The following is a 26633-nucleotide window of genomic DNA, read 5'->3' as shown; positions in this document are numbered from 1 at the left end:
AAAGTTTTGCAAGAAGAGGACTCGCGGTGGATCGCACTCAGTTAATCAGCAACGCTCGCCATAACCTGGCCGGTCTCGGACGGGGCAACCTCGGCGTGCCGCTGTTGCTGCTGGTGATGCTGGCAATGATGATGTTGCCAATACCACCGTTCCTGCTCGACGTTTTCTTCACCTTCAACATCGCCTTGTCCATCGTGGTGCTGCTGGTCAGCGTGTACGCCTTGCGCCCGTTGGACTTTGCCGCATTCCCCACCATCCTGCTGGTGGCGACCTTGCTGCGACTGGCGCTGAACGTGGCGTCCACCCGCGTGGTCATGCTGCATGGCCAGGAAGGCCACGGCGCCGCGGGCATGGTGATCCAGGCCTTCGGCGATGTGGTCATCGGTGGCAACTACGTGGTCGGTGCGGTGGTCTTCGCCATCCTCATGATCATCAACTTCGTGGTGGTGACCAAGGGTGCGGGGCGTATCTCCGAGGTCAGCGCACGCTTCACCCTCGATGCAATGCCGGGCAAGCAGATGGCCATCGACGCCGACCTGAACGCCGGCCTGATCGACCAGGCGCAAGCCAAGGCGCGCCGCAGCGAAGTCGCCCAGGAGGCTGAGTTCTACGGTTCGATGGACGGTGCCAGCAAGTTCGTGCGCGGTGACGCCATCGCTGGCCTGCTGATCCTGTTCATCAACCTGATCGGTGGCATGCTGATCGGTATGTTGCAGCATGGCATGAGCTTCGGCGACGCCGGCAAGGTGTATGCCCTGTTGACCATTGGTGACGGTCTGGTGGCGCAGCTGCCCTCGCTGCTGCTCTCCACCGCCGCAGCCATCATGGTCACCCGTGCCTCGGGCTCGGAGGACATGGGCAAGCTGATCAACCGTCAGATGTTCGACTCGCCCCGGGCCTTGGCCGTGTCCGGCGCCATCATGATCGTCATGGGGCTGGTGCCGGGCATGCCGCACCTGGCGTTCCTGAGCCTGGGCCTGATGGCGGGCGGCGGCGCCTACTTGGTATGGAAGAAACAGCAAAAGACCAAGGTACAGGCCCAGCAGGAAGCGCAGCGCCAGCAAGAGCTGCTGCCGTCGCCGCAGCGGGCGGCCGAAACCAAGGAGCTGGGCTGGGACGACGTGACCCCGATCGACATGATCGGCCTGGAGGTCGGTTATCGCTTGATCCCATTGGTTGATCGCAACCAGGGCGGGCAGCTACTGGCGCGGATCAAGGGCGTGCGCAAGAAGCTGTCCCAGGACTTGGGCTTTCTCATGCCCACCGTGCATATCCGCGACAATCTCGACCTACAGCCCAGTGCTTATCGCCTGACGTTGATGGGGGTGATCCTGGCTGAAGCAGAGATCTATCCGGACCGCGAGCTTGCCATCAACCCCGGGCAGGTGTTCGGCAGCCTCAACGGCATCGCGGCCCGCGACCCGGCCTTTGGCCTGGAGGCGGTGTGGATCGACGTCGGTCAGCGCTCGCAGGCGCAGTCGCTGGGCTATACGGTCGTAGACGCCAGTACGGTGGTAGCCACTCACCTCAACCAGATCCTGCAGAAGCATTGCCACGAGCTGATCGGTCACGAAGAAGTGCAGCAACTGTTGCAAGTCTTGTCCAAGGCGTCGCCTAAGCTGGCAGAAGAGCTGGTGCCGGGTGTCATTTCGCTGTCAGGCCTTCTCAAAGTCCTACAGGCTTTGTTGTCAGAACAGGTGCCAGTGCGCGATATTCGTAGCATTGCCGAATCCATCGCCAACAACGCGGCAAAGAGTCAAGATACCGCCGCTCTGGTCGCGGCGGTGCGCGTCGGATTGTGTCGCGCCATCGTGCAAAGCATTGTTGGCGTTGAGTCTGAGCTGCCTGTGATCACCTTGGAGCCCAGGTTGGAACAGATCTTGCTAAATAGTCTGCAGAGGGCCGGGCAAGGTCAGGAAGACGGAGTGCTTCTTGAACCAAGCATGGCCGAAAAGCTGCAGCGTTCACTGATCGAAGCCGCACAGCGCCAGGAGATGCAAGGCCAGCCGGCCATCCTCCTGGTGGCCGGCCCGATCCGGGCCATGTTGTCGCGTTTCGGTCGGCTGGCCGTACCGAATTTGCATGTGCTGGCGTATCAGGAAATACCGGACAACAAGCAAGTCACCATCGTTGCCACCGTGGGCCCTAATGGCTGAGGTAGTGGATAATGCAAGTTAAGCGATTCTTCGCCGCTGATATGCGTCAGGCCATGAAGCTGGTCCGCGATGAGCTGGGCGCTGATGCGGCCATCATCGGAAATCGCCGTATCGCAGGCGGCGTTGAACTGACCGCCGCGCTGGACTACAAGCTGTCCGCCCTGGCGCCTCGGGTACCGAACGTCGAACTCGAAGAAGAGCTGCGCAAGACCCACACGCGCATCGCCACGGCCAAGGCCGAGCTCGAACAGCGCCCGGACAGCAGTGACAGCAATCGCCAACTGTTCGCCGGTCAGTCGCTCACGGCGGCCGAGCCTTTGGTCGAGCCGCACGTTGACGCCCCGCAGCCGGCCACCACCGCAAGCAGCCAGGCCTCGGTGGACCCGCGCCTGTTCGATGCCATGCGCTCTGAGCTGTCCGGCTTGCGCGAGCTGCTGGAAGTGCAACTGGGGTCGCTGGCCTGGACCCAGTTGCAAGGTAGCAAGCCGCAGCAGGCCACGTTGTGGCGCCGGCTGCAGCGCATTGGCCTGTCTGGCCCCATCGCCCGTGAGTTGCTCGAGCTGACCAAGGACATCGAGGAGCCTCGCCACGCTTGGCGTATGCTGCTGGCGCACCTGGCGCGCATGATCCGTACGCCCGACGTGGAACCGATCGAGGACGGCGGTGTGATTGCCGTCGTCGGCCCGGCCGGTATGGGCAAGACCACCACCCTGGCCAAGCTCGCGGCGCGCTATGTGCTCAAGTACGGCGCCCACAACCTGGCGCTGGTGAGCATGGACAGTTTCCGTATCGGGGCGCAGGAGCAGCTCAAGACCCTGGGCCGAATCCTGAATGTGCCGGTGACCTATGTCGACCCCGGCCAGTCGTTGGCGGCGGCGCTCGAGCCTCTGCTGCGCAAGCGCGTGGTGCTGATCGATACGGCGGGCCTGCAAGCCAGCGACCCGGCGTTACGCATGCAGCTCGATACCCTGGCCGGTCGCGGCATCGCGGCGAAGAATTACCTGGTCCTGGCCACCACCAGCCAGAAGCAGGTGCTGACCGCGGCCTACCACAGCTACAAGCGCTGCGGGCTGGCCGGCTGCATCCTGACCAAACTCGACGAGTCGGCAAGCCTGGGCGATGTCCTGAGCCTTGCCATCAGTTTCCGACTGCCCGTGGCCTACCTTACCGATGGGCCGCGTATCCCGGACGATCTGCACCTGCCCCGTGGGCACCAGCTGGTCACCCGCGCGGTCAATGTGCAGCAGCAGGACGAGCCCAGCGAGGAGGCCATGGCCGACATGTTCGCTGATCTCTACCACAACCCACGGCGAGCGGGTTGAAAATGAAATGTGTGCAAGGTAGCTATGCCGAGGGAGACGCAGCATTGCCCTTCGTGTGGCCTGAGTCCCAGCGAGACAAGGTAAAGAACAGACATGGGTAGCATGCATCCCGTACAGGTAATCGCCGTGACCGGTGGCAAAGGTGGCGTCGGCAAGACAAATGTTTCAGTGAACCTGTCTCTTGCGCTGGCCGAGCTGGGCCGCAGGGTCATGCTGCTCGACGCCGACCTGGGGCTGGCCAATGTCGATGTGTTGCTGGGCCTTGCGCCCAAGCGCACGCTGGCAGATGTCATCGAAGGGCGTTGCGAACTGCGCGATGTGATGCTGCAGGGCCCAGGCGGTGTGCGCATCGTCCCGGCCGCTTCGGGCACCCAGAGCATGGTGCACCTGGCGCCTGCCCAGCATGCGGGCTTGATCCAGGCGTTCAGCGAAGTCGGCGACAACCTCGACGTGCTGGTGATCGATACCGCTGCCGGCATCGGCGATTCGGTGGTCAGCTTCGTGCGCGCGGCCCAGGAAGTGCTGCTGGTGGTCTGCGATGAGCCGACCTCGATCACCGACGCCTATGCGCTGATCAAGCTGCTTAACCGTGATTACGGCATGAACCGCTTCCGGGTGCTGGCCAATATGGCCCAGAGCCCTCAGGAGGGGCGTAACCTGTTCGCCAAGCTGACCAAGGTCACCGACCGCTTCCTGGATGTGGCGCTTCAGTACGTGGGCGCCGTGCCATACGACGAGTGCGTGCGCAAGGCGGTCCAGAAGCAACGCGCCGTGTACGAAGCGTTCCCGCGCTCCAAATGCGCCCTGGCCTTCAAGGCCATCGCGCAGAAGGTCGACAGCTGGCCGCTGCCCGCCAACCCCCGTGGCCATCTGGAGTTCTTCGTCGAACGCCTGGTGCAGCCGACCAGTGCAGGTTCGATGTCATGAGCGCCAGCGGCTTCAAGATGTACAGCCGCGCCTCGAAAGACGCGCAGTATGAGCTGATCGAGCGTTATGCGCCGCTGGTCAAGCGCATCGCCTACCACCTGTTGGCGCGACTCCCGGCCAACGTGCAGGTCGAGGACCTGATCCAGGCGGGCATGATCGGTCTGCTCGAGGTCGCCAACAAGTATGACGCCAGCAAGGGCGCCAGTTTCGAGACCTATGCCGGCATCCGCATTCGCGGGGCCATGCTCGACGAGGTGCGCAAAGGCGATTGGGCACCGCGTTCGGTGCACCGCAACACCCGCATGGTCAGCGATGCCATGCGTGCGGTCGAAGCCAAAACTGGCCGCGACGCTAAAGATCATGAAGTTGCTGCCGAGCTCAAGTTGAGCCTCGATGATTATTACGGGATTCTCAACGACACACTGGGCAGCCGCCTGTTCAGCTTCGACGACCTGTTGCAGGACGGCGAGCACGAGGGCTTGCATGAGGATGGCGTCAGCGGCCAGGCCGAACCTGCCCGTGGGTTGGAGGAAGAGCGGTTCCAGGTCGCGTTGACCGAGGCCATCGCCAACCTGCCGGAGCGCGAGCGCCTGGTGCTGGCGCTGTACTACGACGAGGAACTGAACCTCAAGGAGATCGGTGAGGTCTTGGGGGTCAGCGAGTCGCGGGTCAGCCAGTTGCACAGCCAATGCGCCGCGCGCCTGCGCAGCCGCCTGGGGGAATGGCGGGCCCGTTGAGCCCGCCGTCGTCGTTGCCGTTTTCCACGTTGTACCGAATCGATTGAGTGCGCGCTCGGGGCCGAGCGCGTTTGAGACTGCTTGGAGGTCTAATTGGACAAGAACATGAAAATCCTCATCGTCGACGACTTTTCGACGATGCGGCGCATCATCAAGAACCTGCTGCGTGACCTGGGCTTCGCCAACACCGACGAAGCCGATGACGGCACGACGGCGCTGCCGATGCTCGAAAGTGGCCATTACGACTTCCTGGTAACCGACTGGAACATGCCAGGCATGTCCGGTATCGACCTGCTGCGCAAAGTCCGCGCCAGCGACAAGCTCAAGACCTTGCCGGTGTTGATGGTGACCGCTGAAGCCAAGCGCGACCAGATCATCGAGGCCGCCCAGGCAGGCGTGAATGGCTATGTGGTCAAGCCGTTCACCGCCCAGGTGCTCAAAGAAAAGATCGAGAAGATCTTCGAACGCGTCAACGGCTGAGTCACGTCAGGGGGGCGCGCCATGAGTTCATCACACACGTCATTGGGCGAGTTCGAATCGACCCTCAAGAAGCATGCCCAGGAGTTGGTCGAAAGCCTGGAGCGCGGACGGTTCGGCGAGGCGGTGCAACTCATTCACGAGTTGAACCAGACCCGCGATCGGGGGCTGTACCAGGAAGTGGGCAAGCTGACCCGCGAACTGCACAGCGCCATCGTCAGTTTTCAGATCGACCCGACCATACCCCAGGCCGAGGAGGTGTCGCAGATTACCGACGCCACCGAACGCCTGTCCTATGTGGTCAAGCTCACCGAAGGGGCGGCAAACCGCACCATGGACCTGGTCGAGGAAAGCACGCCTGTGCTCAACGACCTGGCCAGCGAGGCCAAAGCGCTGAGTGCCGATTGGCAGCGCTTCATGCGCCGCGAAGTGAACGCCACGGAGTTTCGTGACCTGGCCAAGCGCGTCGACGGTTTCCTGGCACACAGCGCTGAGGGTAACCGCAAGGTGGCCGGCCATCTCAACGACATCCTGCTGGCCCAGGATTACCAGGACCTGACCGGGCAGGTGATCAAGCGCGTCACGGCGTTGGTGACCGAGGTGGAAAGCAACCTGCTGAAATTGGTGATGATGGCCAGCCAGGTCGACCGCTTTGCGGGCATCCAGCATGACCAGGATCAATTGCGCGCAGAAAAAGATCGAGAAAAACATCCGACTCGGGGTGAAGGTCCGCAGATTCATGCCGATAAGCGTGAAGACGTCGTGTCCGGTCAGGACGATGTCGATGATCTGCTATCCAGCCTGGGTTTTTAAGGAGCACCTTTGATGAGCTTCGGCGCCGATGAAGAAATCCTTCAGGATTTCCTGGTAGAAGCCGGTGAAATACTTGAGCATTTGTCCGAGCAGCTGGTCGAGCTTGAAAGCCGCCCTGACGATGCCGACTTGCTCAATGCGATTTTTCGCGGTTTCCACACTGTAAAAGGGGGCGCCGGCTTCCTCCAGCTCAATGAGCTGGTGGAGTGCTGCCATATCGCCGAGAACGTGTTCGACGTGCTGCGCAAAGGTGAGCGCCGGGTCGATGCAGAGCTGATGGATGTGGTGCTCGAAGCACTGGATGCCGTCAACGGCATGTTTGCCCAAGTGCGTGAGCGCAGCGAAGTGACCCCGGCCACGCCAGAACTGCTGGCAGCCCTGGCGCGTCTGGCAGAGCCTGGCAGCGCCGACGCGGCCCCGGCCCCGGCGGCGCCCGTGCCGGTTGAGCCCGCGCCTGTGCAGCAGGCGCCGCAAGCGACCGAGGCGGACATCACTGACAGCGAATTCGAGCAGCTGCTCGATTCGCTCGACGCGGTGAAGGCCCAGGCCGCAGCGGCCGAGCAGATGCCTGCCGAGCCCGTCAGCGGCCAGGGTGACGACATCACCGATGCCGAATTCGAGTCGCTGCTCGACCAGTTGCATGGCAAAGGCCAGTTCAGTGCCGAAGTGACCGCCCAGCCGGTGGCTGCCGCGGCCGAGCCGGTCAGTGACGAAATCACCGACGCCGAGTTCGAGTCGCTGCTGGACCAGTTGCATGGCAAAGGCACGTTCCAGGCTGATGCCTTGCCCGCAGCCAAGGCTGCGACGCCTGTCGAGCCAGCGCCTGCCACCACGGGCGACGACATCAGCGAACAGGAGTTCGAAGCGTTGCTGGACCAGCTGCATGGCAAGGGCAAGTTCAATGGCGACGTGGCTGGCGTCGAAGCACCTGCCAGTGTTCAGGCCGCAGCCCCAGCCAAGGTCGAAGCGCCGGCAGTCAGCCGTCCTGCTGGCGCGGCGCCACCTGCTGCAGCGCCCAAGCCTGCTGCTGCCCCACGGGCGCCGGCGGCGAGCGCCGACAAGCACGCGGTCAGCGAAGCGGAAACGACCGTCAGGGTCGACACCGCGCGCCTGGACGAGATCATGAACATGGTCGGCGAACTGGTGCTGGTGCGTAACCGTCTGGTCCGCCTGGGCCTGAACAGCGGCGATGAAGCCATGTCCAAGGCCGTGTCGAACCTCGATGTGGTCACCGCCGACTTGCAGACGGCGGTGATGAAGACGCGCATGCAGCCGATCAAGAAAGTGTTCGGCCGCTTCCCGCGCCTGGTGCGTGACCTGGCGCGGCAGTTGAAGAAAGAGATCAACCTTGAACTGGTGGGCGAAGAAACCGACCTGGACAAGAACCTGGTCGAGGCGCTGGCCGACCCGCTGGTGCACTTGGTGCGCAATGCCGTGGACCATGGGGTGGAAATGCCCGATGAGCGCGAGGCCGCGGGCAAGGCGCGCACAGGGCGCGTCGTATTGTCTGCCGAGCAGGAGGGTGACCATATCCTGCTGTCGATTTCCGACGACGGCAAAGGTATGGACCCGAACGTGCTGCGTGTCAAGGCCGTGGAAAAGGGCCTGATGGACAAGGACGCCGCCGACCGTTTGAGCGAGTCGGACTGCTACAACCTGATCTTCGCCCCAGGCTTTTCCACCAAGACCGAGATTTCCGACGTCTCTGGGCGGGGCGTGGGCATGGACGTGGTCAAGACCAAGATTTCCCAGCTCAACGGCTCGATCAACATCTACTCGGCCAAGGGGCAGGGCTCGAAGATCGTCATCAAGGTCCCGCTGACCCTGGCGATCATGCCGACCTTGATGGTGATGCTGGGCAACCAGGCGTTCGCCTTCCCGCTGGTCAACGTCAACGAGATCTTCCACCTGGACTTGTCGCGCACCAACGTGGTCGATGGTCAGGAAGTGGTGATCGTACGGGACAAGGCGTTACCGCTGTTCTACCTCAAGCGCTGGCTGGTCCAGGGCCAGGTGCATGAAGAACAGCACGAAGGTCACGTGGTGATCCTGTCGGTCGGCACCCAGCGCATCGGCTTTGTCGTCGATCAACTGGTGGGCCAGGAAGAAGTGGTAATCAAGCCACTGGGCAAGATGTTGCAAGGCACCCCGGGCATGTCCGGGGCCACCATCACCGGCGACGGTCGCATTGCGCTGATTCTCGACGTCCCGAGCATGCTCAAGCGTTACGCCGCGCGGCGTATTTGATCTCGGTGGCGTCCCCCTGGCCGGGGGCGTCACCTAACGGAGTGTTTATGGCAGTCAAGGTCCTGGTGGTGGATGATTCCGGTTTCTTCCGCCGCCGCGTCTCGGAAATCCTCTCGGGGGACTCGACGATCCAGGTGGTGGGCACTGCAACCAACGGCAAGGAAGCGATCGACCAGGCGCTTGCGCTCAAGCCCGATGTGATCACCATGGACTACGAGATGCCCATGATGGATGGCATCACGGCGGTGCGGCACATCATGCAACGGTGCCCGACGCCTGTGCTGATGTTCTCGTCGCTCACCCATGAAGGTGCTCGGGTCACGCTCGATGCGCTCGATGCCGGGGCGGTAGACTACCTGCCGAAGAATTTCGAAGACATTTCGCGCAACCCCGAGAAGGTCAAGCAGATGCTGTGCGAGAAGGTGCATACCCTGTCGCGTAGCAACCGCCGCATGACCAGTTACGCCCGCCCGGCGCCCGCGCCCGCTGCGGCCTCCGCGCCGACACCCACAACGGCCACGAGCGCTGCAGGGCCGGCCCCGGTGCGAAGCGCCGCCGCGCCCGTCAGGCCAGCCGCTGCGCATTCACCAGCGCCCAAGCGCAAGCCGTACAAGTTGGTGGCCATCGGCACCTCGACTGGGGGGCCGGTGGCCTTGCAGCGGGTGCTGACGCAGTTGCCAGGCAATTTCCCGGCGCCGATCGTGCTCGTTCAGCACATGCCGGCAGCCTTCACCAAAGCCTTTGCAGAACGCCTGGACAAGCTGTGCCGCATCAGCGTCAAGGAAGCCGAAGATGGCGACATCCTGCGTCCCGGGCTTGCGCTGTTGGCGCCCGGCGGCAAGCAGATGATGATCGATGGCCGTGGCACCGTGAAGATTCTGCCCGGTGACGAGCGGCTCAACTACAAGCCCTGCGTGGATATCACCTTCGGCTCGGCAGCCAAGTCCTATGGCGACAAGGTCCTGTCCGTGGTGCTGACCGGCATGGGCGCGGACGGCCGGGAAGGGGCGCGCTTGCTCAAGCAGGCGGGCAGCACGGTGTGGGCACAGGATGAAGCCAGCTGCGTGATCTATGGCATGCCCATGGCGATCGTCAAGGCCAACCTGGCCGATGCGGTGTACAGCCTGGACGATATCGGCCGGCACCTGGTGGAGGCGTGCGTCTGATGGACGTGCTCAGCCTGATCGGCCTGATCCTGGCTTTTGTCGCTATCGTGGGCGGCAATTTCCTCGAAGGCGGCCACGTGGGCGCCCTGATCAACGGGCCGGCAGCGCTGATCGTATTGGGCGGTACCCTGGCGGCCGCCTTGCTGCAATCGCCGCTCTCCTCGTTCAAGCGCGCCTTGCAGATCCTGCGCTGGATCCTGTTTCCACCGCGGGTCGATCTGCCGGGTGGGGTCGATCGGGTCGTGAACTGGAGCCTGACGGCGCGCAAGGAAGGCCTGCTCGGACTGGAAGGGGTGGCCGATGGCGAGCCCGATCCCTACGCGCGCAAGGGCTTGCAGTTGCTGGTAGACGGTGCCGAGCCCGAAGCCATTCGCAGTATCCTCGAAGTGGATTTCCTGACCCAGGAGGGCCGTGACCTGCAGGCCGCCAAAGTCTTCGAGAGCATGGGCGGCTACGCGCCGACCATCGGGATTATCGGCGCGGTGATGGGCCTGATCCACGTCATGGGCAACCTGGCCGACCCGGCGCAGCTGGGCAACGGCATTGCCGTTGCGTTCGTGGCGACCATCTACGGCGTTGCCAGTGCCAACCTGATCCTGTTGCCCATTGCCAACAAGCTCAAGGCGCTGGTACTGCGCCAGTCGCGCTACCGGGAAATGCTCCTCGAAGGCCTCTTGTCCATTGCCGAAGGCGAGAACCCGCGCTCAATCGAGCTGAAGCTGCAAGGCTTCATGGAGTAGCCATGCGTCGTCGCCGTCATGCCGAGGAGCCGGAAAACCACGAGCGCTGGCTTGTGTCCTACGCGGACTTCATCACCTTGCTGTTCGCCTTTTTCGTGGTGATGTATTCGATTTCCTCGGTCAACGAGGGTAAGTACAAGGTGGTGTCCCAAGCCCTGCTGGGGGTGTTCAATGACCCTGAGCGCAGCATGAGGCCCATTCCCATCGGGGATGAGCGCCCGTTGACCGTGCGACCTGCGCAGCCCTTGGTCAAGGACAGCGAGCAGCCTGATGCTGGCGTGTCGACCGCCAGCAACGACCCGCTCAAGACCATCGCCGAGGAGGTGCGCGACGCTTTTGGCGACCTTATCAGGGGTGATCAGATGACGATCCGGGGTAACGAGCTGTGGATCGAGATCGAGCTCAATTCCTCGTTGCTGTTCGGCAGTGGCGATGCCATGCCCAGTGACAATGCGTTTGCCATCATCGACAAGGTGGCGGCCATACTCAAGCCGTTCGCCAACCCGGTGCACGTCGAAGGCTTCACTGATAACCAGCCTATCCGTACCGCGCAGTACCCGACCAACTGGGAGCTATCCTCGGCCCGCGCCGCCAGTATCGTCCGGCTGTTGGCCATGGGCGGCGTGAACCCCGGGCGCATGGCATCGGTGGGCTATGGCGAGTATCAGCCTGTGACGGGCAACGATACCCCCGAAGGGCGGGCCCGCAACCGGCGCGTGGTCCTGGTGATATCCCGCAACCTCGAGGTGCGCCGCAGCCTGACCAGCACCGGTGCTGCCAATGCCACGCCCGATGCTGCACTGCGCCGGGCTGGCACACAAAGTGCACCGGCAAGCTCAGCAGCGGTGGCAGGGCAGTGACTCGTCAATTCTCTGTCGCCCCATTGGCGGATGTCCACGCGCGGCGCTTGACCGACAGCCATCCAAGCCCTTCATTTTCCAGCAAGGCAGCGGGCACACCATGCTCCCTGCCTCACCCACGGATAGAGTTTGCCTGATGAGAGTCTGGGCAGTAGCCAATCAAAAAGGTGGCGTCGGCAAGACCACCACCACCATCGCCCTGGCTGGCCTGCTGGCCGACGCCGGCAAGCGCGTGATCGTCGTCGATCTTGATCCACATGGGTCGATGACCAGCTATTTCGGGCATAACCCCGATGCGCTGGAACATAGCTGCTACGACCTGTTCCTGCACAAGGGCAGCGTTCCGGATGGGCTGCCGGGGCAGTTGCTGTTGCCCACCAGTGACGAGCGCATATCATTGCTCCCCTCCAGCACCGCCCTTGCCGTACTGGAGCGGCAATCGCCCGGCCAGAACGGTTTGGGACTGGTCATTGCCAAGAGTCTGGCGCAGCTGTGGCAGGACTTCGACTTCGCACTGATCGACAGTCCCCCTTTGCTGGGGGTGTTGATGGTCAATGCGCTGGCGGCCAGCCAGCAACTGGTCATCCCGGTGCAGACAGAGTTTTTGGCCGTCAAGGGCCTTGAACGCATGGTCGGCACCCTGGCCATGATCAACCGCTCCCGGCGCCAGGCGCTGCCGTACCAGATCGTGCCGACGTTGTTCGACCGGCGTACCCAGGCCTCCCTGGGAACGCTCAAGTTGCTGCGCGATGCCTACGGCGAACAGGTATGGCAGGGCTATATTCCCGTGGACACGCGGCTGCGCGATGCGAGCCGCCAGGGCGTCACGCCGTCGCAATTCGACAACAAGAGCCGCGGGCTGGTGGCCTACCGGGCGCTGCTCAAGCACTTGTTGACCTACACGCCCGCGGCGCAGGTGGCCTGATGACACAAACACGGCAAGTGAGCAGCAAGCCTCAGTTGGCGCTGCAGTCGTATCTCGACGGTCTGCTCCAGGAAGCCACCGAGCCCCTGGAGGCGCTGCCAGCGTCAGACACGGCAGATGACTTCGCCCAGGCGGTGCGCCAGGAGCAGGCCCGCGATGGGCGCGAGCCAGGCCAGGCCACCCAGGCAAAACCGGCACCTGCCGCAGCTGAACGGCCGTTCGCCGAGCCCAGGCTTGCGGTATTGCCTAGCGTGATACCGGTGCAGCCGCCGGTGGTGGCGGTAGTAGAACAGGCAGTGGTGGCAGAGGCCAGCATCCCGGTCCTGATCGATACGCCGACTGTAGCGCCGGCAATGCCTCTGGTGGACGTCCACCTGCCCGCACCGGACGTGCCCGTACCGCCGGCCACCGTCGATGGGCGTCCGGCCTGGGCTGCCGAGCCGTTCGAGTGCCTGCTGTTCGATGTGGCCGGCCTGACCCTGGCCGTGCCGCTGGTGTGCCTGGGCTCGATCTATACCTTGGCCGATCGCGAGCTGACGCCGCTGTTCGGGCAGCCCGAGTGGTTCCTGGGCATCCTCACGTGCCAGGCTGGCAACCTCAAGGTGCTCGATACCGCGCGCTGGGTCATGCCCGACCGCTACCGCGACGATTTCCGGCAGGGCCTGCAATACGTCATTTCTGTCCAGGGCTATGAATGGGGGCTGGCTGTGCATCAGGTCAGCCGCTCGCTGCGCCTGGACCCGTCCGAGATCAAGTGGCGTAGCCAGCGGGGCCAGCGGCCGTGGCTGGCCGGCACGGTCATTGAACACATGTGTGCACTGCTGGACGTGGCGGAGCTGGCCGAGTTGATCGCCAGCGGCGCCGTCAAGCAGCTGCACGCCAAACCGCACATCACACCGAACACACCGCCAAAGGCGGATTTCAAGGGGTAGGGGAATGAAAAAGTCGTCCGCACAAGGTTCTGAAGATCCGATCCTGCAGTGGGTTACCTTCCGTCTGGACAACGAGTCCTACGGCATCAACGTGATGCAGGTGCAGGAAGTGCTGCGCTACACGGAAATCGCCCCGGTGCCGGGTGCGCCCAGCTATGTGCTGGGTATCATCAACCTGCGCGGCAACGTGGTGACCGTGATCGACACGCGCCAGCGCTTCGGGCTGATGCCAACCGAGGTCACCGACAACACCCGCATCGTCATCATCGAGGCAGACAAGCAAGTGGTCGGCATTCTGGTCGATAGCGTCGCCGAAGTGGTGTACCTGCGCCAGTCCGAGATTGAAACCGCGCCCAACGTGGGCAACGAAGAATCGGCCAAGTTTATCCAGGGTGTGTGCAACAAGAATGGCGAACTGCTGATTCTGGTCGAACTGGACAAGATGATGACCGAGGAAGAGTGGTCGGAACTGGAGAACATCTGACTTGATTTTCGAGGTCGGCGTCATTTTACTGGCCCTGCTGTGGGCCTTGAGCCTGTGGTTCTTCCTGAACTACACCAAGCGTCAGCGCGAGCTGGCTGCTCAGCAGGCCATTGGCGATGCCCTGCGCGACCAGCGTATCAAGGACCTCGGCAAGCGGCTCGATGATTACCAGAACGTCACCGTGCGCATGGGCGAGGCCATCCATGAGCTGCGCGGTGCAGTGGCCACGCTGCCCGACCGGTTGGAGCGGCTTGAGCAGCGTGACCCGAGCAGCGTCACCTTCACCCAGGCTGCACGGCTGGTCGGCATGGGTGCCAGCGTGTCGGAGCTTACCGAAACCTGCGGTCTAACCCAGGCCGAGGCTGAGCTGATGAGCAAACTGCACCGCAACAACTGAATATCAGGGCGACGCAAGTCGCCCTGTGCATTTCAGGGTTTGCTCCAGGAATGGTAGTTGCCTACGCGGGCAACACGGTTCAAGGCCAGGTCGTGTTCTACGGCTGATTTGATTTGCGCTTCTTTGCCTGCAAGCAAAAACAATGGCTTGCTCTGCGGCAAGCTCTGCAGATTGCAGAGCTGGCGCAAGCGTTGAAGCCTGGGGAGGTGTTGATCGATCACGTCGTTGAGCACTCCTGGGCCTGTGAGGTGGTTCAGGCGTCTGGCGTAGGCCTTGAAACCTGGCATGTCGGTCGTTGGCCGATGCTGATAGAAGTCCCCATTGGCCTGGTAGCGTGCATGCATGGCCTCGCTGATCGCTTGCAGGTTGGGGTTGCCTGGATGGCTGGCAATCATGTTGCTGTTGTAGTGGCAATGCATGCCGAGGGTGTCGTTGTTTGCCGGGTCCCCCAGAATGAAACCGTCCGGGGTCGTGGCCAGGTCCACAGCCTCTATGGCTGCACGCGCGGGATCCTCCGGCGCCTCGGGATGGGCAAGCAACGTATCGTCCACATCCATGTAGATCCCGCCCTGCGCGTGTAGCATCGGGTAGCGCAAAATGTCCGATGCCGAGGAGAAATTGGCCCCGGGGGCGTTTACGGCATCCCGGTATTGCTCGAAATGGGGGCTTTCACTGAAACGGGCATAGAAGGGCTGGTCCTCTAATGGCAGCACCTGCAGATTGGGCGCGCGCTGACCGAGTAACTGGCGGTTGGTCTCGAACGCCTCGGGGTCTGCCTTGGACAGGTACAAGCGGTAACTGAACGAGCTGTTGCTCAGGCGCTCGGCGTTGGCCGCCAGGTTATCCACCAGCTCAGGCGCTATAACTTTGTTGCCAACCCAAAGGCTGGAGATGGTTTTAGGAATCGGGTGCACTGTATCCTGCGCGACGGGGGGCATTTCAATCGGTAGCGGCAGATCGACACCAAGCCCCTTGAGGGTCGCCGAGCGCATCTGATCGGTCACTGGGCGTGTCGTGACATCGATTCGGATCAAACTGCGTCGCCCGGGCATGGCCTGGTAGTAGGGCGGGTTGAGATCATTCGAGGCCTGTTCGGTGATGAAAGCGTCATGCTCACTGTCGTAAAGCACCGTTATGTTGTAGCCGCCCACTTCGGTCTGCAGCTCCGCAGGCCCTTCCTCGCTGACCGGTATTCGTATGACTGAACGCGCCACAGGGCTGTCATCAGCCTGTACTGGCTCGATGGCGTTGTCGAAGAAAGCGCCTATCTCGGGTTCTGCAAAATGGGGTGGGTTGATCGGGCTCAGTGGGTAACCCAGCTGATCGTTCAAACGGACAGGCGTAAAGAATCGCACGCGCTTGAGGGAAAATAGCTCGGTGGCGCGCGTCGCCGCTTCGCTAGCCAGAGGCAGGGCGTTCAGCAGACCGAAGACCGTGTTGGAAACGCCTTCAGCCTGGTCTTCGAGCGTTTTGCCATCAATTGCCTGGTCCAGGCCAAGCCCGAATTGCGCCACGCCTGCCAGGGCGAGCATGGGCGCCAGTGCCGGCATAACGATAGCCAAGGGCGCCAGCAAATTGATTGAGGTAGCCAGATACCCGCGCCATTTCGCCTTGGTTACGGCCTGGTCACTGGTGATGATGAAGTCGGCATCGGCATAGCTGCGCTTGCGTTGGCGCTCGGTAAGCGCCGTGAATAGGTCGCCCTCGATCAACGGGCTGTATTTTTTTAGTTTGTAGTACACGTATTTCTTCGGCGGCCAGGGGCCGTCGGTAGTGAAACCCGGTCGGTTGGGTGATCGGTAATGGATCGCAGGATAGACGCCCAACCCCTCAAGCGCAGTGTCCAAGCCGCTGAAGTCGAGCCCATCCGGCGTGTCGGCCAGCCGAAAATAGCGGCGCAGGGCCTGACGCTTTTCCGGATCGCGGCACTGTTCACCGACCCAGTCCTTCATGGCGCCCAGGCTGCCGAACTCATGGAAGGGTGAGGCATTGCCTGGCAGGTAGAGCAGGACCTTGCGCCGCTTCTGGTCGGCAATGCCAATCAGGTCGGTAGCCGCGTAGCCATACACATTCAGCGCTCTGATCCTCAGGCTGTCAGCGCGCGGCGCCAGGCCTGCGGCTTCCCAGAGCATCTGTCGGCCTGCCTCGCTGAGCGAACCTTCCTGGACTTGCTTGTTACAGGCTGCCACGAAGCCGATCTGCAGCGCTTGTCGGTGGCTGTCGCTGGCCTCGTGCCAATACGCGTCGAGCATGGCGACGAAACGGGCATGGAAGTCCAGCTCCCAGACGAAGCGCTGCATGGCCTCGACGTCGATGGGTAAATGGGTGGTGATGTCATAGCGTCTAGGTTCGGTGCGGCGAAACAGCCCGTTGAACACAGAATAGGCGCCACCCTGCGCCCATGGCCCCAGGTCGGGCAAGCGCTCGACAATGCGTAGTGGGTGGGCAGGGAGATGGCCGGCCCAGCCGCCAGGGAAAAGCTGGCCGACCAGATCCTTGCTGTTTTCCCCTTGCCAGTTGGACAGCACCGCTTCGGTCAGGGACAGGCGCTGAACCACGACGGCTTGATCGCCTCTGTAGTGCAGGGTGACCACGTCGGTCTGATCCGGGTCCAGGTCATGGCCTTGGCGGCAGGCCCAATCGCGTATGTCGCTGGCGGCCTGGCGGTCGGGGCGGGGGATGTGTTGCAGGTGGCCGCGCACGTAGCGCAGGCCAACCGAATTGACACGTGTATCAGCCATGGTCATCGACTCATGCAGTAAAAGGAGCCGATACAGTGTCGGCCCCATCGTCGCATGGGGCCTTAGCCGATTACTACCCTTCGGGCAGGCGCAAGTGCCTGGGCGTAACGTCGCGTGGTTGGGCCGGAGCATCGTCGAAGCCCGCTGGCACTTTGCCGCGTAACTGCCAGGCGAACGCGATGATTTCGGCGATGGTCAGGTACAGCGCTTCGGGAATCTGCTCGCCCAGCTCAAGGCGTGCCAGCAGGCGCACCAGCTCCGGGTTTTCGTAGATGGGTACTTCATGTTCGCGCGCCAGGGCCAGGATGGCTTCGGCCAGTTCATCGTCGCCTTTGGCGCTGAGTGTGGGCGCCTGTTGTCCATCGTAGCTCAGTGCTACGGCCTGGCGGGGGGTAGGGGTACTCATGCGTTTTCGTCCACCCAGCGTTGTTCGACCCGTGTCCGGGGGCCCTGCGCAGGTGCGCCGGGGAAGCAGTGCAGCTCATCGACCTCCAGGCCACGCGCCAGCAGGCGTTCACGCAGTGCACCAAGCTGGCGCTCGATCAGGCGAGCGGTCGGTTCGCGCTCGGCCCACAGCTGGCCGTTGAGACGGCCTTGGGCCAATTGGGCCTGGACCTGCAGCGGGCCGAGCGGCGCCAGATCGAAAGCCAGTTCGATCCGCCACAACGGTTGCAACGCATCAGGGGCCTGATGCTCGCGGTCGGCCTGCTGTTGAGGGGTTTCTTCGCGCTGAAGCTTGACCTGCAGGGGCACGAATTCCTGCCCGTGGCGAATGGGCACTTCGGTCTGCCAAGTGGTCTGCAGGTTGCCGTTTTCCAGTGTGCCGCTTTGCTGCAGGCTGCTCATGGCGTGGCTCTGCAGGCGCGAAACGGCAGCTGCGGCCAAGCGCAGCAATTGCTCCAGATCACCTTCGTCCTCCAAGGCCTGCAACAGTCTTGAGGGCAGCGGGAATGCGCCCGGCTGGGGCTTGGGACTTACCCGTTCGAGCGTGCCCAGCGCGTTTCGAACCAGCGCCGGCACGGCCGCTGCCAGGCTGGCCGGTGGTGGGCCAAGGGCGGCGTTGGTGCTGATCTGGGTAATGAGTTGAAGCATGTTGGCCTTGAGATCGGCGCCCAGCCCCGCCGTGGCCCCGGTCATCAGTTTTGCCTCCAGAAAGGCGCCGCTGTTGAGCAGCGCCTGCGCAACGGCTTTTGCATCACCCAGTTGCTGGGCCGTCGGCAGCGCGCCAAGCAGGCGCTCGATCGTCGTGCGCAGCGGGCTGTCAGCCTCCGGGTCGCGCGCCAACTGTTGCAGGCCGGCCAACAGGCTCGGGAGCGAGGCCTGGCGATTTTGCTGGCTGCCCAGATGCTGGGCGATACCCAGTTGGTCCTGCCTGCCGGCCAAGGGGACGAACTGCAAGGACTGGTCACCCTGCACGCGCGCACTGAGCAGGCTGCCGATCGCCAACGGCCTGGGGCTGTCCACGGCCAGCACGGCACCGGCCTGGGCGGTATTCAGAAGGCTCACCAGCGCCCGGTAGCTGGCAGGCTGGCCAGGGGTTTCGGGCAGCACCTGATTGGTCAACACCTTGCCCTGCAACAGGCTACCGACCGGTACCCGGGCGGTGTCCAGGCGCGTCAGGGTCGAGACCTGGCTGGTACTTGCCTGCTGCAGCAAAATGGCCAGCCGGCCGGCTTCTGGCTGGCTCACGGTCACCTGACTGCCCTGAGGCAAAGGCTGGCTGGCGCTGGCTTGCAGTTGGGTCTGCAGGCCGTTGGCTTGCAGCAGACGCAAAACCAGCTGAAACTCCTGGCCGGTCTGGCGCATGGCAACCACTTCAGCCTGCGCGGTCTCGCCAGGGCCGAGCAACCCGGGCTGGGCCTGGGTAAGGCGCAGCAGTTCACCGGTCATCGCCGCCTTGATTGCCTGGGCGCCGTTCAGGGTTTGCAGGCCGAGACTATTGATTTCAGTCATGATTGTATACAACCTTAGGTACCCAGCCTCTTGGCAGCTTGGCTGTGCATGTAATAATGCCGCCCGCCCGTGATTGCCAGTATAACGGCAGCGCACCGGGTGACTTGAGTGGCAGGGCTTCGGGTAGCGTCATCCGAACCCTAGAACGATAAGGCAGAACCGTGACTCTTCATCTTCAAGCCGTGGGCCTGGCCTGCGAGCGCGACTGGCGCCTGCTGTTCGAGCACCTTGCCTTCGAACTGCGGCCAGGCGACATGCTACAGATCAGCGGCCCCAACGGCAGCGGCAAGACCAGCCTGTTGCGCCTGCTGGCTGGCCTGATGCAGCCGACCGCCGGTCAGATCCTGCTCGGTGGACGTCCGTTGGACGAACAGCAGCATGCGTTGGCCAGCATCCTGGTGTGGATTGGCCATGCCGCGGGCATCAAGGAACTGCTCACAGCCGAAGAGAACCTGACCTGGCTGTGCGCGCTGCACCGTCCAGCCAGCCGCGAACAGATCTGGCAGGCCCTGGCTGCAGTCGGGCTGCGCGGTTTCGAGGACGCGCCTTGCCATACCTTGTCGGCCGGGCAGCAACGCCGCGTGGCCCTGGCGCGTCTGCACCTGGCAGCCGCACCGTTGTGGATTCTGGACGAGCCGTTCACTGCCCTGGACAAACAGGGCGTCGCGGACCTGGAGGCCCATCTGGCCGCCCATTGCGAGCACGGTGGCACCGTGGTGCTGACCACCCACCACACCCTGTCCCACACGCCTGCGGGCTACCGAGAACTCAACCTGGGGCAGTGGGCAGCATGAGCGTCTTTACCCTGTTGTTGCGACGCGAAGCGCGGTTGCTGTTTCGCCGGCCTGCGGAGCTTGCCAACCCGCTGGTGTTCTTCGCCATCGTGGTGGCCTTGTTCCCCTTGGCCGTCGGGGCGCAGACCCAGATGCTGCAGAACCTGTCCCCGGGGCTTATGTGGGTGGCTGCACTGCTGGCGGTGCTGTTGTCCCTGGACGGGCTGTTTCGCAGCGACTTCGAAGATGGCTCGCTGGAGCAGTGGGTGCTCTCGCCGCATCCGCTGGCACTGATGGTGTTGGCCAAAGTGCTGGCGCATTGGCTGTTCTCCGGGCTTGCGCTGGTGTTGCTGGCACCGTTGCTGGCGCTGATGCTCGGCCTGCCAGGGCACTGTCTGCCGGTGCTGCTGGGCTCGCTGCTGCTGGGCACGCCGGTGTTGAGCCTGTTGGGCGCGGTGGGCGCTGCGCTGACGGTCGGCCTCAAGCGCGGCGGTTTGTTGCTGGCATTGCTGATTCTGCCGTTGTATATCCCTGTATTGATCCTGGGCAGTGGTGCATTGCAGGCGGCGTTGCAGAATATGCCCGCCACCGGCCACCTGCTCTGGCTCGCCAGCCTGACGGCCCTGGCCGTGACCCTGGCACCCTTTGCGATCGCCGCCGGCCTGAAAATCAGCGTCGGCGAATAACGAGCCTGGGCTTTGAAGCCTGGCCAATACCCTGGATGCACCCTGATGAAAATGAGCTGGACGTGGTTTCACAAGCTGGGCTCTCCGAAATGGTTCTATGCCATTAGCGGGCGCATGTTGCCGTGGCTGTCCATCGCTGCCGGGCTCTTGTTGGTGGTCGGCGTGGTCTGGGGGCTGGTCTTCGCGCCCCAGGACTACCAGCAGGGCAACAGCTTTCGCATCATCTACATCCATGTCCCGGCCGCGATGTTGGCCCAGTCCTGTTACGTTCTGCTGGCGGTGGCCGGTGTGGTGGGGCTTGTGTGGAAGATGAAGCTGGCCGATGTCGCCCTGCAATGCGCTGCCCCCATCGGCGCCTGGATGACCGCCGTGGCGCTGGTGACCGGAGCCATCTGGGGTAAGCCAACCTGGGGCAGCTGGTGGGTGTGGGATGCGCGCCTCACCTCGATGCTCATCCTGTTGTTCCTGTACTTCGGCATCATTGCGCTGGGCCAGGCAATCAGTAATCGTGACAGCTCGGCAAAAGCCTGCGCCGTGCTGGCCATCGTTGGCGTGGTGAACATTCCCATCATCAAGTATTCGGTCCAGTGGTGGAACACGCTGCATCAGGGCGCCACCTTTACCCTGACCGAAAAGCCTGCGATGCCCGCCGATATGTGGTTGCCGCTGTTGTGCACGGCGCTGGGCTTCTACTGCTTCTTTGGCGCGGTGCTCTTGATGCGCATGCGCCTTGAGGTACTCAAGCGCGAGGCACGCGCCAGTTGGGTGAAGGAAGAAATATCGAGCAGCCTGGCTGGGAGGGTCGTGCCATGAGTTTCGCCAGTTTCGGTGATTTCATCGCCATGGGTCACCACGGCCTTTATGTGTGGTCGGCCTACGGCATCTGCGCCGCGGTGCTGGCGCTTAACGTCGCCGTGCCGGTGTTGGCCCGGCGCCGCTACCTGCAAGAAGAGGCGCGCCGCTTGCGCCGGGAGAAAACGCAGTGAATCCGCAGCGCAAGAAACGCCTGTTGCTCATCGTCGGTCTGCTGGTCGGCGTCGGGGTTGCCGTGGGCTTTGCCCTCACTGCCTTGCAACAGAACATCAACCTGTTCTACACCCCCACCCAGATCGCCAATGGCGAGGCACCGCTGGACACGCGCATCCGCGCCGGCGGCATGGTCGAACAGGGCTCGGTGCAACGCTCCTCCGACTCGCTGGACGTGCGCTTCGTGGTCACCGATTTCAACAAGTCCGTACCCATCACTTACCGCGGCATCCTGCCGGACCTGTTCCGTGAAGGGCAGGGCATCGTGGCCTTGGGCAAGCTCAACGGCGACGGCGTGGTGGTGGCCGACGAAGTGCTGGCCAAGCATGACGAAAAGTACATGCCCCCTGAAGTCAGCAAGGCGCTGAAAGAAAGCGGCCAGGCGGCAACCCAGACGGGGGCGCGGCCATGAACGCAGCCTTGGTGATACCCGAACTGGGCCAACTGTCGATGATTCTGGCCATCTGCTTCGCGGCTGTGCAGGCCAGCCTGCCGCTGATTGGGGCGTGGCGTGGTGACAGCTTGTGGATGAGCCTGGCGCGGCCCGCAGCCTGGGGGCAGTTCGCCTTTCTGACGTTCGCGTTCGCGTGCCTGACCCATGCCTTCATGACCGACAACTTTTCGGTTGCCTACGTGGCCAGCAACTCGAACAGTGCACTCCCGTGGTACTACAAGTTCAGCGCGGTCTGGGGGGCGCATGAGGGCTCACTGCTGCTCTGGGCGCTGATTCTGGGGGGCTGGACCTTCGCCGTGTCGGTGTTCTCGCGGCAATTGCCCCAGGTGATGCTCGCCCGCGTGCTGGCGGTCATGGGCATGATCAGCGTGGGCTTTCTGAGCTTTTTGATCATCACCTCCAACCCGTTTCAGCGCCTGCTGCCACAGGTGCCTGTCGATGGCCGGGACCTCAACCCGCTGCTGCAGGACATTGGCCTGATCGTGCATCCGCCAATGCTGTACATGGGCTACGTCGGTTTTTCGGTCGCCTTCGCCTTCGCCATCGCCGCCCTGCTCGGCGGGCGTCTAGACGCCGCCTGGGCCCGGTGGTCGCGGCCCTGGACCCTGGTGGCCTGGGCGTTCTTGGGCGTGGGCATCACCCTGGGTTCCTGGTGGGCCTACTATGAACTGGGCTGGGGTGGCTGGTGGTTCTGGGACCCGGTGGAAAACGCATCGTTCATGCCCTGGCTGGTAGGCACGGCGCTGATCCATTCCCTGGCAGTGACGGAGAAGCGCGGGGTGTTCAAGAGCTGGACCGTCCTGTTGGCCATCGCTGCGTTCTCACTGAGCCTGCTGGGGACGTTCCTGGTGCGTTCCGGGGTTCTCACCTCCGTGCATGCCTTTGCCGCCGACCCGTCGCGCGGCATTTTCATCCTGTTCTTCCTGCTGTTCGTGGTCGGCGGCTCACTGACCCTGTTCGCCTTGCGTGCGCCAGTGGTCAAGAGCCAGGTGGGGTTTGCCCTGTGGTCGCGCGAAACCCTGCTGCTGGCGAACAATCTGGTGTTGGTGGTCGCGGCATCGATGATTTTACTGGGCACCTTGTACCCGCTGGTGCTCGATGCCCTGACCGGCGCCAAGCTCTCGGTAGGCCCGCCCTATTTCGACGCCCTGTTCCTGCCGCTTATGGCACTGCTGATGCTGGTGCTGGGAGTAGGGGTGGTGGTGCGGTGGAAAGATACGCCTGGCAAGTGGCTACTGGGCATGATGACGCCGGTCCTGGTCGGCAGCGCCGTGCTGGCGCCGGTGGCGGGCCTGATCGTCGACGATTTCGACTGGCAGGTGCTGGCCACGTTCGCCCTGGCCGCCTGGGTAGTGCTCGGGGGGTTGCGCGATGTGCTCGACAAGACGCGCCACAAGGGGCTGCTCAGAGGGCTGCCTGGCCTAGGACGCAGTTACTGGGGCATGCAGGTCGCTCACCTGGGGCTTGCGGTGTGTGCCCTTGGGGTGGTGCTGTCGAGCAACAATAGCGCCGAGCGTGATCTGCGCATGGCCCCCGGCGAAAGCGTGGAGCTGGGCGGATATCATTTCCTGTTCCAGGGCGCCAGGCACTTCGAAGGGCCCAACTTCATTTCCGACAAGGGCACGGTGGTGGTCAGCCGCGAGGGTCGCCTTGTGGCCACCCTGCACCCGGAGAAGCGCCTGTACACCGTGCAGCAGTCGATGATGACCGAGGCCGGGATCGACGCAGGGTTTACCCGCGACCTGTACGTGGCCCTCGGGGAGCCTTTGGAAAACGGTGCCTGGGCGGTGCGTGTGCACATCAAGCCCTTTGTCCGCTGGATCTGGCTGGGCGGTCTGTTGACTGGCCTTGGCGGATTGCTGGCGGCCCTCGACCGGCGCTACCGCGTCAAGGTCAAGTCCCGGGTGCGCGAGGCCCTGGGTGTGTCTGGAGCAGTTGCATGAAACGTTGGTTGATGGTCATGCCCCTGGCGGTGTTCCTGCTGGTGGCGGTGTTCCTGTACAAAGGTTTGTTTCTCAAGCCCGATGAATTGCCCTCGGCCATGATCGGCAAACCGTTCCCGGTCTTTTCGCTGGCTTCCACCCAAGGCGACCGTACGCTTACCCAGGCAGACCTGCAGGGCCGGCCTGCGCTGGTCAACGTCTGGGCCACCTGGTGCGCGTCGTGCAAGGTCGAGCATCCTTATCTCAATCAGTTGGCTTCCCAGGGTGTGGTCATCTATGGGGTGAACTACAAGGACGACAACGCCGCAGCGCAGAAGTGGCTGACCGAGTTCCACAACCCCTACCTGCTGGACATCAATGACGAGCAGGGCAGCCTGGGGCTGGACCTGGGTGTCTACGGTGCGCCGGAGACGTTCCTGATCGATGGCGACGGCGTGATTCGCTACAAGCATGTGGGCGTGGTCGACGCCAGTGTCTGGCGCGAGCAGTTGGCGCCACGCTACCAAGCGCTGCTCGACGAGGCGACGCCATGAAGCGCTGGTTCGCAGCCCTGACCTTGAGCCTGTGCGTCGGTGGGGTGGCCAAGGCCGCCATCGATACCTACCAGTTTCGTGACCAGGCCGAGCGTGAGCGCTACCAGCAACTGACCAAGGAATTGCGCTGCCCCAAGTGTCAGAACCAGGATATCGCCGACTCCAATGCCCCCATTGCGGCTGACCTGCGCCGGGAAATATTCCGTATGCTGGGTGAGGGCAAGAGCAACCAGCAGATCGTCGACTTCATGGTCGACCGTTACGGTGATTTCGTGCGCTATAAGCCTGCGCTGAGCGGCCGGACCTGGTTGCTCTGGTTTGGCCCGGGCATTCTGCTGGTCGGCGGGTTCGCCGTATTGGCGGTGATTGTGCGGCGTCGTCGCCTGGCGGCCGTGCAAGGCACTGATGAATTGTCAGCCGAGGAGCGCGCACGGCTGGCCAACCTGCTGGAAAAAGAACGCACCCATGACTGAATTCTGGCTTAGCGCGGGCTTGTTGCTGCTCGCGGCCCTCAGCTTTCTGCTGATCCCGATCCTGCGTGGCCGTCGCCACCAGCAGGAGCAAGACCGCACGGCGCTCAACGTGGTGCTCTATCAGGAACGCATCGCCGCGCTGGCCGCGCAGCAAGCGTCGGGTGTGCTCGATGACCTGCAATTGAGTCAGGGCCGTGACGAAGCCGCCCGTGAACTGCTGGCCGACACCGAGGGCGCCGAACCCGCCAGGCAGCGTCAATTGGGCAGGGCCTTGCCGTTGCTGGCAGCGGCTCTGGTGCCGCTGCTGGCGTTGGGGCTGTACCTGCACTTCGGTGCGGCGGACAAAGTGGCCCTTACCCAGGAATTTGCCCAGGCACCTAAGTCGATGGAAGAAATGACGGCACGCCTGGAGCGAGTGGTTCAGGCACAACCTGATTCGGCCGAGGCGGTGTACTTCCTGGGCCGTGCCTACATGGCCGAACAACGCCCTGCCGAGGCGGCCCGCACGTTCGAGCGCGCAGTAGCCCTGGCCGGTCGCCAGCCCGAGTTGCTGGGCCAGTGGGCCCAGGCCCTGTATTTCGCGGCCGACAAGCGCTGGAGTGGGCAACTGCAGGCATTGACTGACGAGGCGCTGAAAGCCGATCCCAATGAGGTCACCAGCTTGGGGCTGCGTGGCATTGCGGCATTTGAAGGTGAGCGCTATCAGGAGGCTATCGAGTACTGGAAGCGGCTGTTGGCGCAGTTGCCGCAAGGGGATGCGTCGCGCGCGGCATTGCAGGGCGGCATTGACCGTGCAGCTGAACGGTTGGGCACTCAGTCTGCTCAGGCGCCGGCACCTGCTGCGGTGCGTTTGAAGGTGCGGGTGGAATTGGCGCCGGCTTTGCGGGACAAGGTCAAGGCACAGGACACCGTCTTCATTTTCGCCCGCGCCAGCAGCGGCCCGCCCATGCCACTTGCCGCCAAGCGGGTGACGGTGGCGCAGTTGCCCATCGAGGTCGAGCTTTCAGATGCGGATGCGATGATGGCGCAGATGAAACTGTCCGATTTCGCCGAAGTCCAACTGGTTGCGCGCGTTTCCAAGGATGGGCAGCCGACCCGCGGCGAGTGGGTTGGCCAGAGCGCGCCTTTGCCCAACACGACCCAGGCCCAGCAGCGCCTGATCATCGACAGCCCTGATTCGTAAGAGAGTTCCCTATGCACGCGACGGTACGCCTTAGCCTGATCACCCTGGCACTGGGTTTGTCGGCCTGTACGGTGCATGGCCCTGCTTCGCAGCCTGAGCCCGAACCGCCGATCGAACGGCTCCCGCCCAAAGGGCCGGTGGTCAAGCCGCTGCCAGGTGGACAGCCTGCTGGACCTGGGAGCAAGCCTGCACCCCCAGCCAAACCAGTGCCGCGCACCTCGGCAAGCTTTGCCCCGCCGCCGGGCGGGGCGAGCCACTGGGACCCCAAGTTGGGCGTGTATGTGCTGGACAAAAAACCCAACACGTTCTACCGCCAGCGGACGTATTACCGGTTCGACAACGGCTGGAGCTGGTCGGTGAGCCCGGATGGGCCTTGGCAGCAGACCGATAGCAGTGGTGTGCCTGGAGGGCTGGGGCGGGCGTTTGGGCAGTAGATTTTTCGGCACCGCACCGGCCGCGATGGGCCGCACAACGGCGTTAATTGTGTAAGTGGTACAGCCAAACAACCGGGGCCGCTGCGCGGCCCATCGCGGTACAAGACCGCTCCTACACGAAATGGGGTAGCCCTGTAATGTTGTACAAGGCAGCTGCACCGCAAAGAGCAAGATGAATTCTTAGTACTTAAGACACTTCATACAAAAGAGCCTCAGTGCCATCGAGACCGTCAATCTTGATCTTGATCTTG

27 protein-coding genes are annotated in these 26633 nt (G+C 63.2%); 24 read left to right on the top strand and 3 right to left on the bottom strand.

The window, feature by feature from the left end:
* Nucleotides 1–26: 26 nt before the first annotated feature.
* The 14 genes from flhA to ACF8R3_RS05035 all read left to right on the top strand — a co-directional run bounded on the left by flhA (nt 27) and on the right by ACF8R3_RS05035 (nt 14183).
* Complete coding sequence (flhA, locus tag ACF8R3_RS05100; protein WP_058606080.1) at nt 27–2156, top strand: flagellar biosynthesis protein FlhA; 2130 nt, start codon at nt 27–29, stop codon at nt 2154–2156.
* Nucleotides 2157–2167: 11 nt separating this feature from the next.
* Nucleotides 2168–3478 (top strand): flagellar biosynthesis protein FlhF, encoded by a 1311-nt coding sequence (gene flhF, locus ACF8R3_RS05095; RefSeq protein ID WP_058606081.1) that lies wholly within the window; start codon nt 2168–2170, stop codon nt 3476–3478.
* A gap of 93 nt (nt 3479–3571) precedes the next feature.
* The gene (fleN, locus tag ACF8R3_RS05090; RefSeq protein ID WP_023533996.1) at nt 3572–4405 is read left to right on the top strand and encodes a flagellar synthesis regulator FleN; all 834 of its coding nucleotides are present in this window, start codon (nt 3572–3574) and stop codon (nt 4403–4405) included.
* Complete coding sequence (fliA, locus tag ACF8R3_RS05085; protein WP_023533945.1) at nt 4402–5142, top strand: RNA polymerase sigma factor FliA; 741 nt, start codon at nt 4402–4404, stop codon at nt 5140–5142. Before fleN ends, fliA begins: the two co-directional genes overlap by 4 nt.
* A 105-nt stretch (nt 5143–5247) precedes the next feature.
* Nucleotides 5248–5622 (top strand): chemotaxis response regulator CheY, encoded by a 375-nt coding sequence (locus tag ACF8R3_RS05080; RefSeq protein ID WP_167339335.1) that lies wholly within the window; start codon nt 5248–5250, stop codon nt 5620–5622.
* Nucleotides 5623–5643: 21 nt separating this feature from the next.
* Entirely contained in the window at nt 5644–6432 is a 789-nt protein-coding gene (locus ACF8R3_RS05075) for a protein phosphatase CheZ (RefSeq protein WP_023533920.1), read from the top strand.
* Nucleotides 6433–6444: 12 nt separating this feature from the next.
* Nucleotides 6445–8679 (top strand): chemotaxis protein CheA, encoded by a 2235-nt coding sequence (locus ACF8R3_RS05070; protein ID WP_392515083.1) that lies wholly within the window; start codon nt 6445–6447, stop codon nt 8677–8679.
* Nucleotides 8680–8726: 47 nt separating this feature from the next.
* Nucleotides 8727–9845: a chemotaxis response regulator protein-glutamate methylesterase gene (locus ACF8R3_RS05065; protein WP_058639117.1), complete on the top strand. Its 1119-nt coding sequence runs from the start codon at nt 8727–8729 to the stop codon at nt 9843–9845.
* Nucleotides 9845–10585: a flagellar motor protein gene (locus tag ACF8R3_RS05060; protein WP_027915963.1), complete on the top strand. Its 741-nt coding sequence runs from the start codon at nt 9845–9847 to the stop codon at nt 10583–10585. Before ACF8R3_RS05065 ends, ACF8R3_RS05060 begins: the two co-directional genes overlap by 1 nt.
* Before the next feature lie 2 nt (nt 10586–10587).
* Nucleotides 10588–11445, top strand: coding sequence for a flagellar motor protein MotD (gene motD, locus ACF8R3_RS05055; protein WP_196121932.1), 858 nt, complete (start codon nt 10588–10590; stop codon nt 11443–11445).
* A 136-nt stretch (nt 11446–11581) separates the two neighbouring features.
* Nucleotides 11582–12370 carry a ParA family protein gene (locus ACF8R3_RS05050; RefSeq protein ID WP_058639115.1) on the top strand — a complete coding sequence of 263 codons (789 nt, stop codon included), beginning with the start codon at nt 11582–11584 and terminating at the stop codon, nt 12368–12370.
* Entirely contained in the window at nt 12370–13302 is a 933-nt protein-coding gene (locus tag ACF8R3_RS05045) for a CheW domain-containing protein (protein WP_145255408.1), read from the top strand. Before ACF8R3_RS05050 ends, ACF8R3_RS05045 begins: the two co-directional genes overlap by 1 nt.
* Before the next feature lie 4 nt (nt 13303–13306).
* Entirely contained in the window at nt 13307–13786 is a 480-nt protein-coding gene (locus ACF8R3_RS05040; protein ID WP_003254393.1) for a chemotaxis protein CheW, read from the top strand.
* Between the two features lies 1 nt (nt 13787).
* Nucleotides 13788–14183 carry a DUF2802 domain-containing protein gene (locus tag ACF8R3_RS05035; RefSeq protein WP_058639114.1) on the top strand — a complete coding sequence of 132 codons (396 nt, stop codon included), beginning with the start codon at nt 13788–13790 and terminating at the stop codon, nt 14181–14183.
* A gap of 32 nt (nt 14184–14215) precedes the next feature.
* On the opposite strand, the gene ACF8R3_RS05030 is transcribed toward ACF8R3_RS05035, so the two are convergent.
* The 3 genes from ACF8R3_RS05030 to ACF8R3_RS05020 all read right to left on the bottom strand — a co-directional run bounded on the left by ACF8R3_RS05030 (nt 14216) and on the right by ACF8R3_RS05020 (nt 18877).
* Entirely contained in the window at nt 14216–16924 is a 2709-nt protein-coding gene (locus ACF8R3_RS05030; RefSeq protein ID WP_392515080.1) for a dermonecrotic toxin domain-containing protein, read from the bottom strand.
* 73 nt (nt 16925–16997) lie between these two features.
* A complete protein-coding gene (locus ACF8R3_RS05025; protein ID WP_078478879.1) occupies nt 16998–17330 on the bottom strand; it encodes an EscU/YscU/HrcU family type III secretion system export apparatus switch protein in 333 nt (110 codons plus the stop codon).
* On the bottom strand, nt 17327–18877 hold the full coding sequence (locus tag ACF8R3_RS05020; protein ID WP_197844588.1) for a flagellar hook-length control protein FliK: 1551 nt from the start codon (nt 18875–18877) through the stop codon (nt 17327–17329). Before ACF8R3_RS05020 ends, ACF8R3_RS05025 begins: the two co-directional genes overlap by 4 nt.
* A gap of 161 nt (nt 18878–19038) precedes the next feature.
* Here ACF8R3_RS05020 and ccmA point away from each other — a divergent pair, with 161 nt between their 5' ends.
* The 10 genes from ccmA to ACF8R3_RS04970 are packed head-to-tail and all read left to right on the top strand — an operon-like array spanning nt 19039 to nt 26382.
* Nucleotides 19039–19671 (top strand): cytochrome c biogenesis heme-transporting ATPase CcmA, encoded by a 633-nt coding sequence (gene ccmA / locus ACF8R3_RS05015; protein WP_392515078.1) that lies wholly within the window; start codon nt 19039–19041, stop codon nt 19669–19671.
* Entirely contained in the window at nt 19668–20336 is a 669-nt protein-coding gene (gene ccmB / locus ACF8R3_RS05010) for a heme exporter protein CcmB (RefSeq protein WP_058639110.1), read from the top strand. Before ccmA ends, ccmB begins: the two co-directional genes overlap by 4 nt.
* 45 nt (nt 20337–20381) lie before the next feature.
* Nucleotides 20382–21149, top strand: coding sequence for a heme ABC transporter permease (locus ACF8R3_RS05005; protein WP_058639109.1), 768 nt, complete (start codon nt 20382–20384; stop codon nt 21147–21149).
* Nucleotides 21146–21322, top strand: coding sequence for a heme exporter protein CcmD (gene ccmD / locus ACF8R3_RS05000; RefSeq protein WP_023533952.1), 177 nt, complete (start codon nt 21146–21148; stop codon nt 21320–21322). The genes ACF8R3_RS05005 and ccmD overlap by 4 nt, the downstream gene beginning before the upstream one ends.
* A complete protein-coding gene (ccmE, locus tag ACF8R3_RS04995) occupies nt 21319–21774 on the top strand; it encodes a cytochrome c maturation protein CcmE (protein ID WP_058606094.1) in 456 nt (151 codons plus the stop codon). The genes ccmD and ccmE overlap by 4 nt, the downstream gene beginning before the upstream one ends.
* An 11-nt stretch (nt 21775–21785) precedes the next feature.
* A complete protein-coding gene (locus tag ACF8R3_RS04990; RefSeq protein ID WP_194286111.1) occupies nt 21786–23759 on the top strand; it encodes a heme lyase CcmF/NrfE family subunit in 1974 nt (657 codons plus the stop codon).
* Entirely contained in the window at nt 23756–24292 is a 537-nt protein-coding gene (locus ACF8R3_RS04985) for a DsbE family thiol:disulfide interchange protein (RefSeq protein ID WP_196186557.1), read from the top strand. Before ACF8R3_RS04990 ends, ACF8R3_RS04985 begins: the two co-directional genes overlap by 4 nt.
* A complete protein-coding gene (locus ACF8R3_RS04980; RefSeq protein ID WP_058606096.1) occupies nt 24289–24765 on the top strand; it encodes a cytochrome c-type biogenesis protein in 477 nt (158 codons plus the stop codon). The genes ACF8R3_RS04985 and ACF8R3_RS04980 overlap by 4 nt, the downstream gene beginning before the upstream one ends.
* On the top strand, nt 24758–25948 hold the full coding sequence (ccmI, locus tag ACF8R3_RS04975) for a c-type cytochrome biogenesis protein CcmI (RefSeq protein ID WP_196127595.1): 1191 nt from the start codon (nt 24758–24760) through the stop codon (nt 25946–25948). The genes ACF8R3_RS04980 and ccmI overlap by 8 nt, the downstream gene beginning before the upstream one ends.
* 11 nt (nt 25949–25959) lie before the next feature.
* Nucleotides 25960–26382, top strand: a complete 423-nt coding sequence (locus ACF8R3_RS04970) for a hypothetical protein (RefSeq protein ID WP_078478874.1) — start codon at nt 25960–25962, stop codon at nt 26380–26382.
* Nucleotides 26383–26633 lie beyond the last annotated feature (251 nt).

The organism is Pseudomonas sp. FYR_7 (assembly GCF_043106155.1).
Taxonomy (GTDB): domain Bacteria; phylum Pseudomonadota; class Gammaproteobacteria; order Pseudomonadales; family Pseudomonadaceae; genus Aquipseudomonas; species Aquipseudomonas parafulva_B.
Note: the sequence above shows the minus strand (reverse complement) of the source record. Positions and strands in the feature narration are given on the sequence as shown.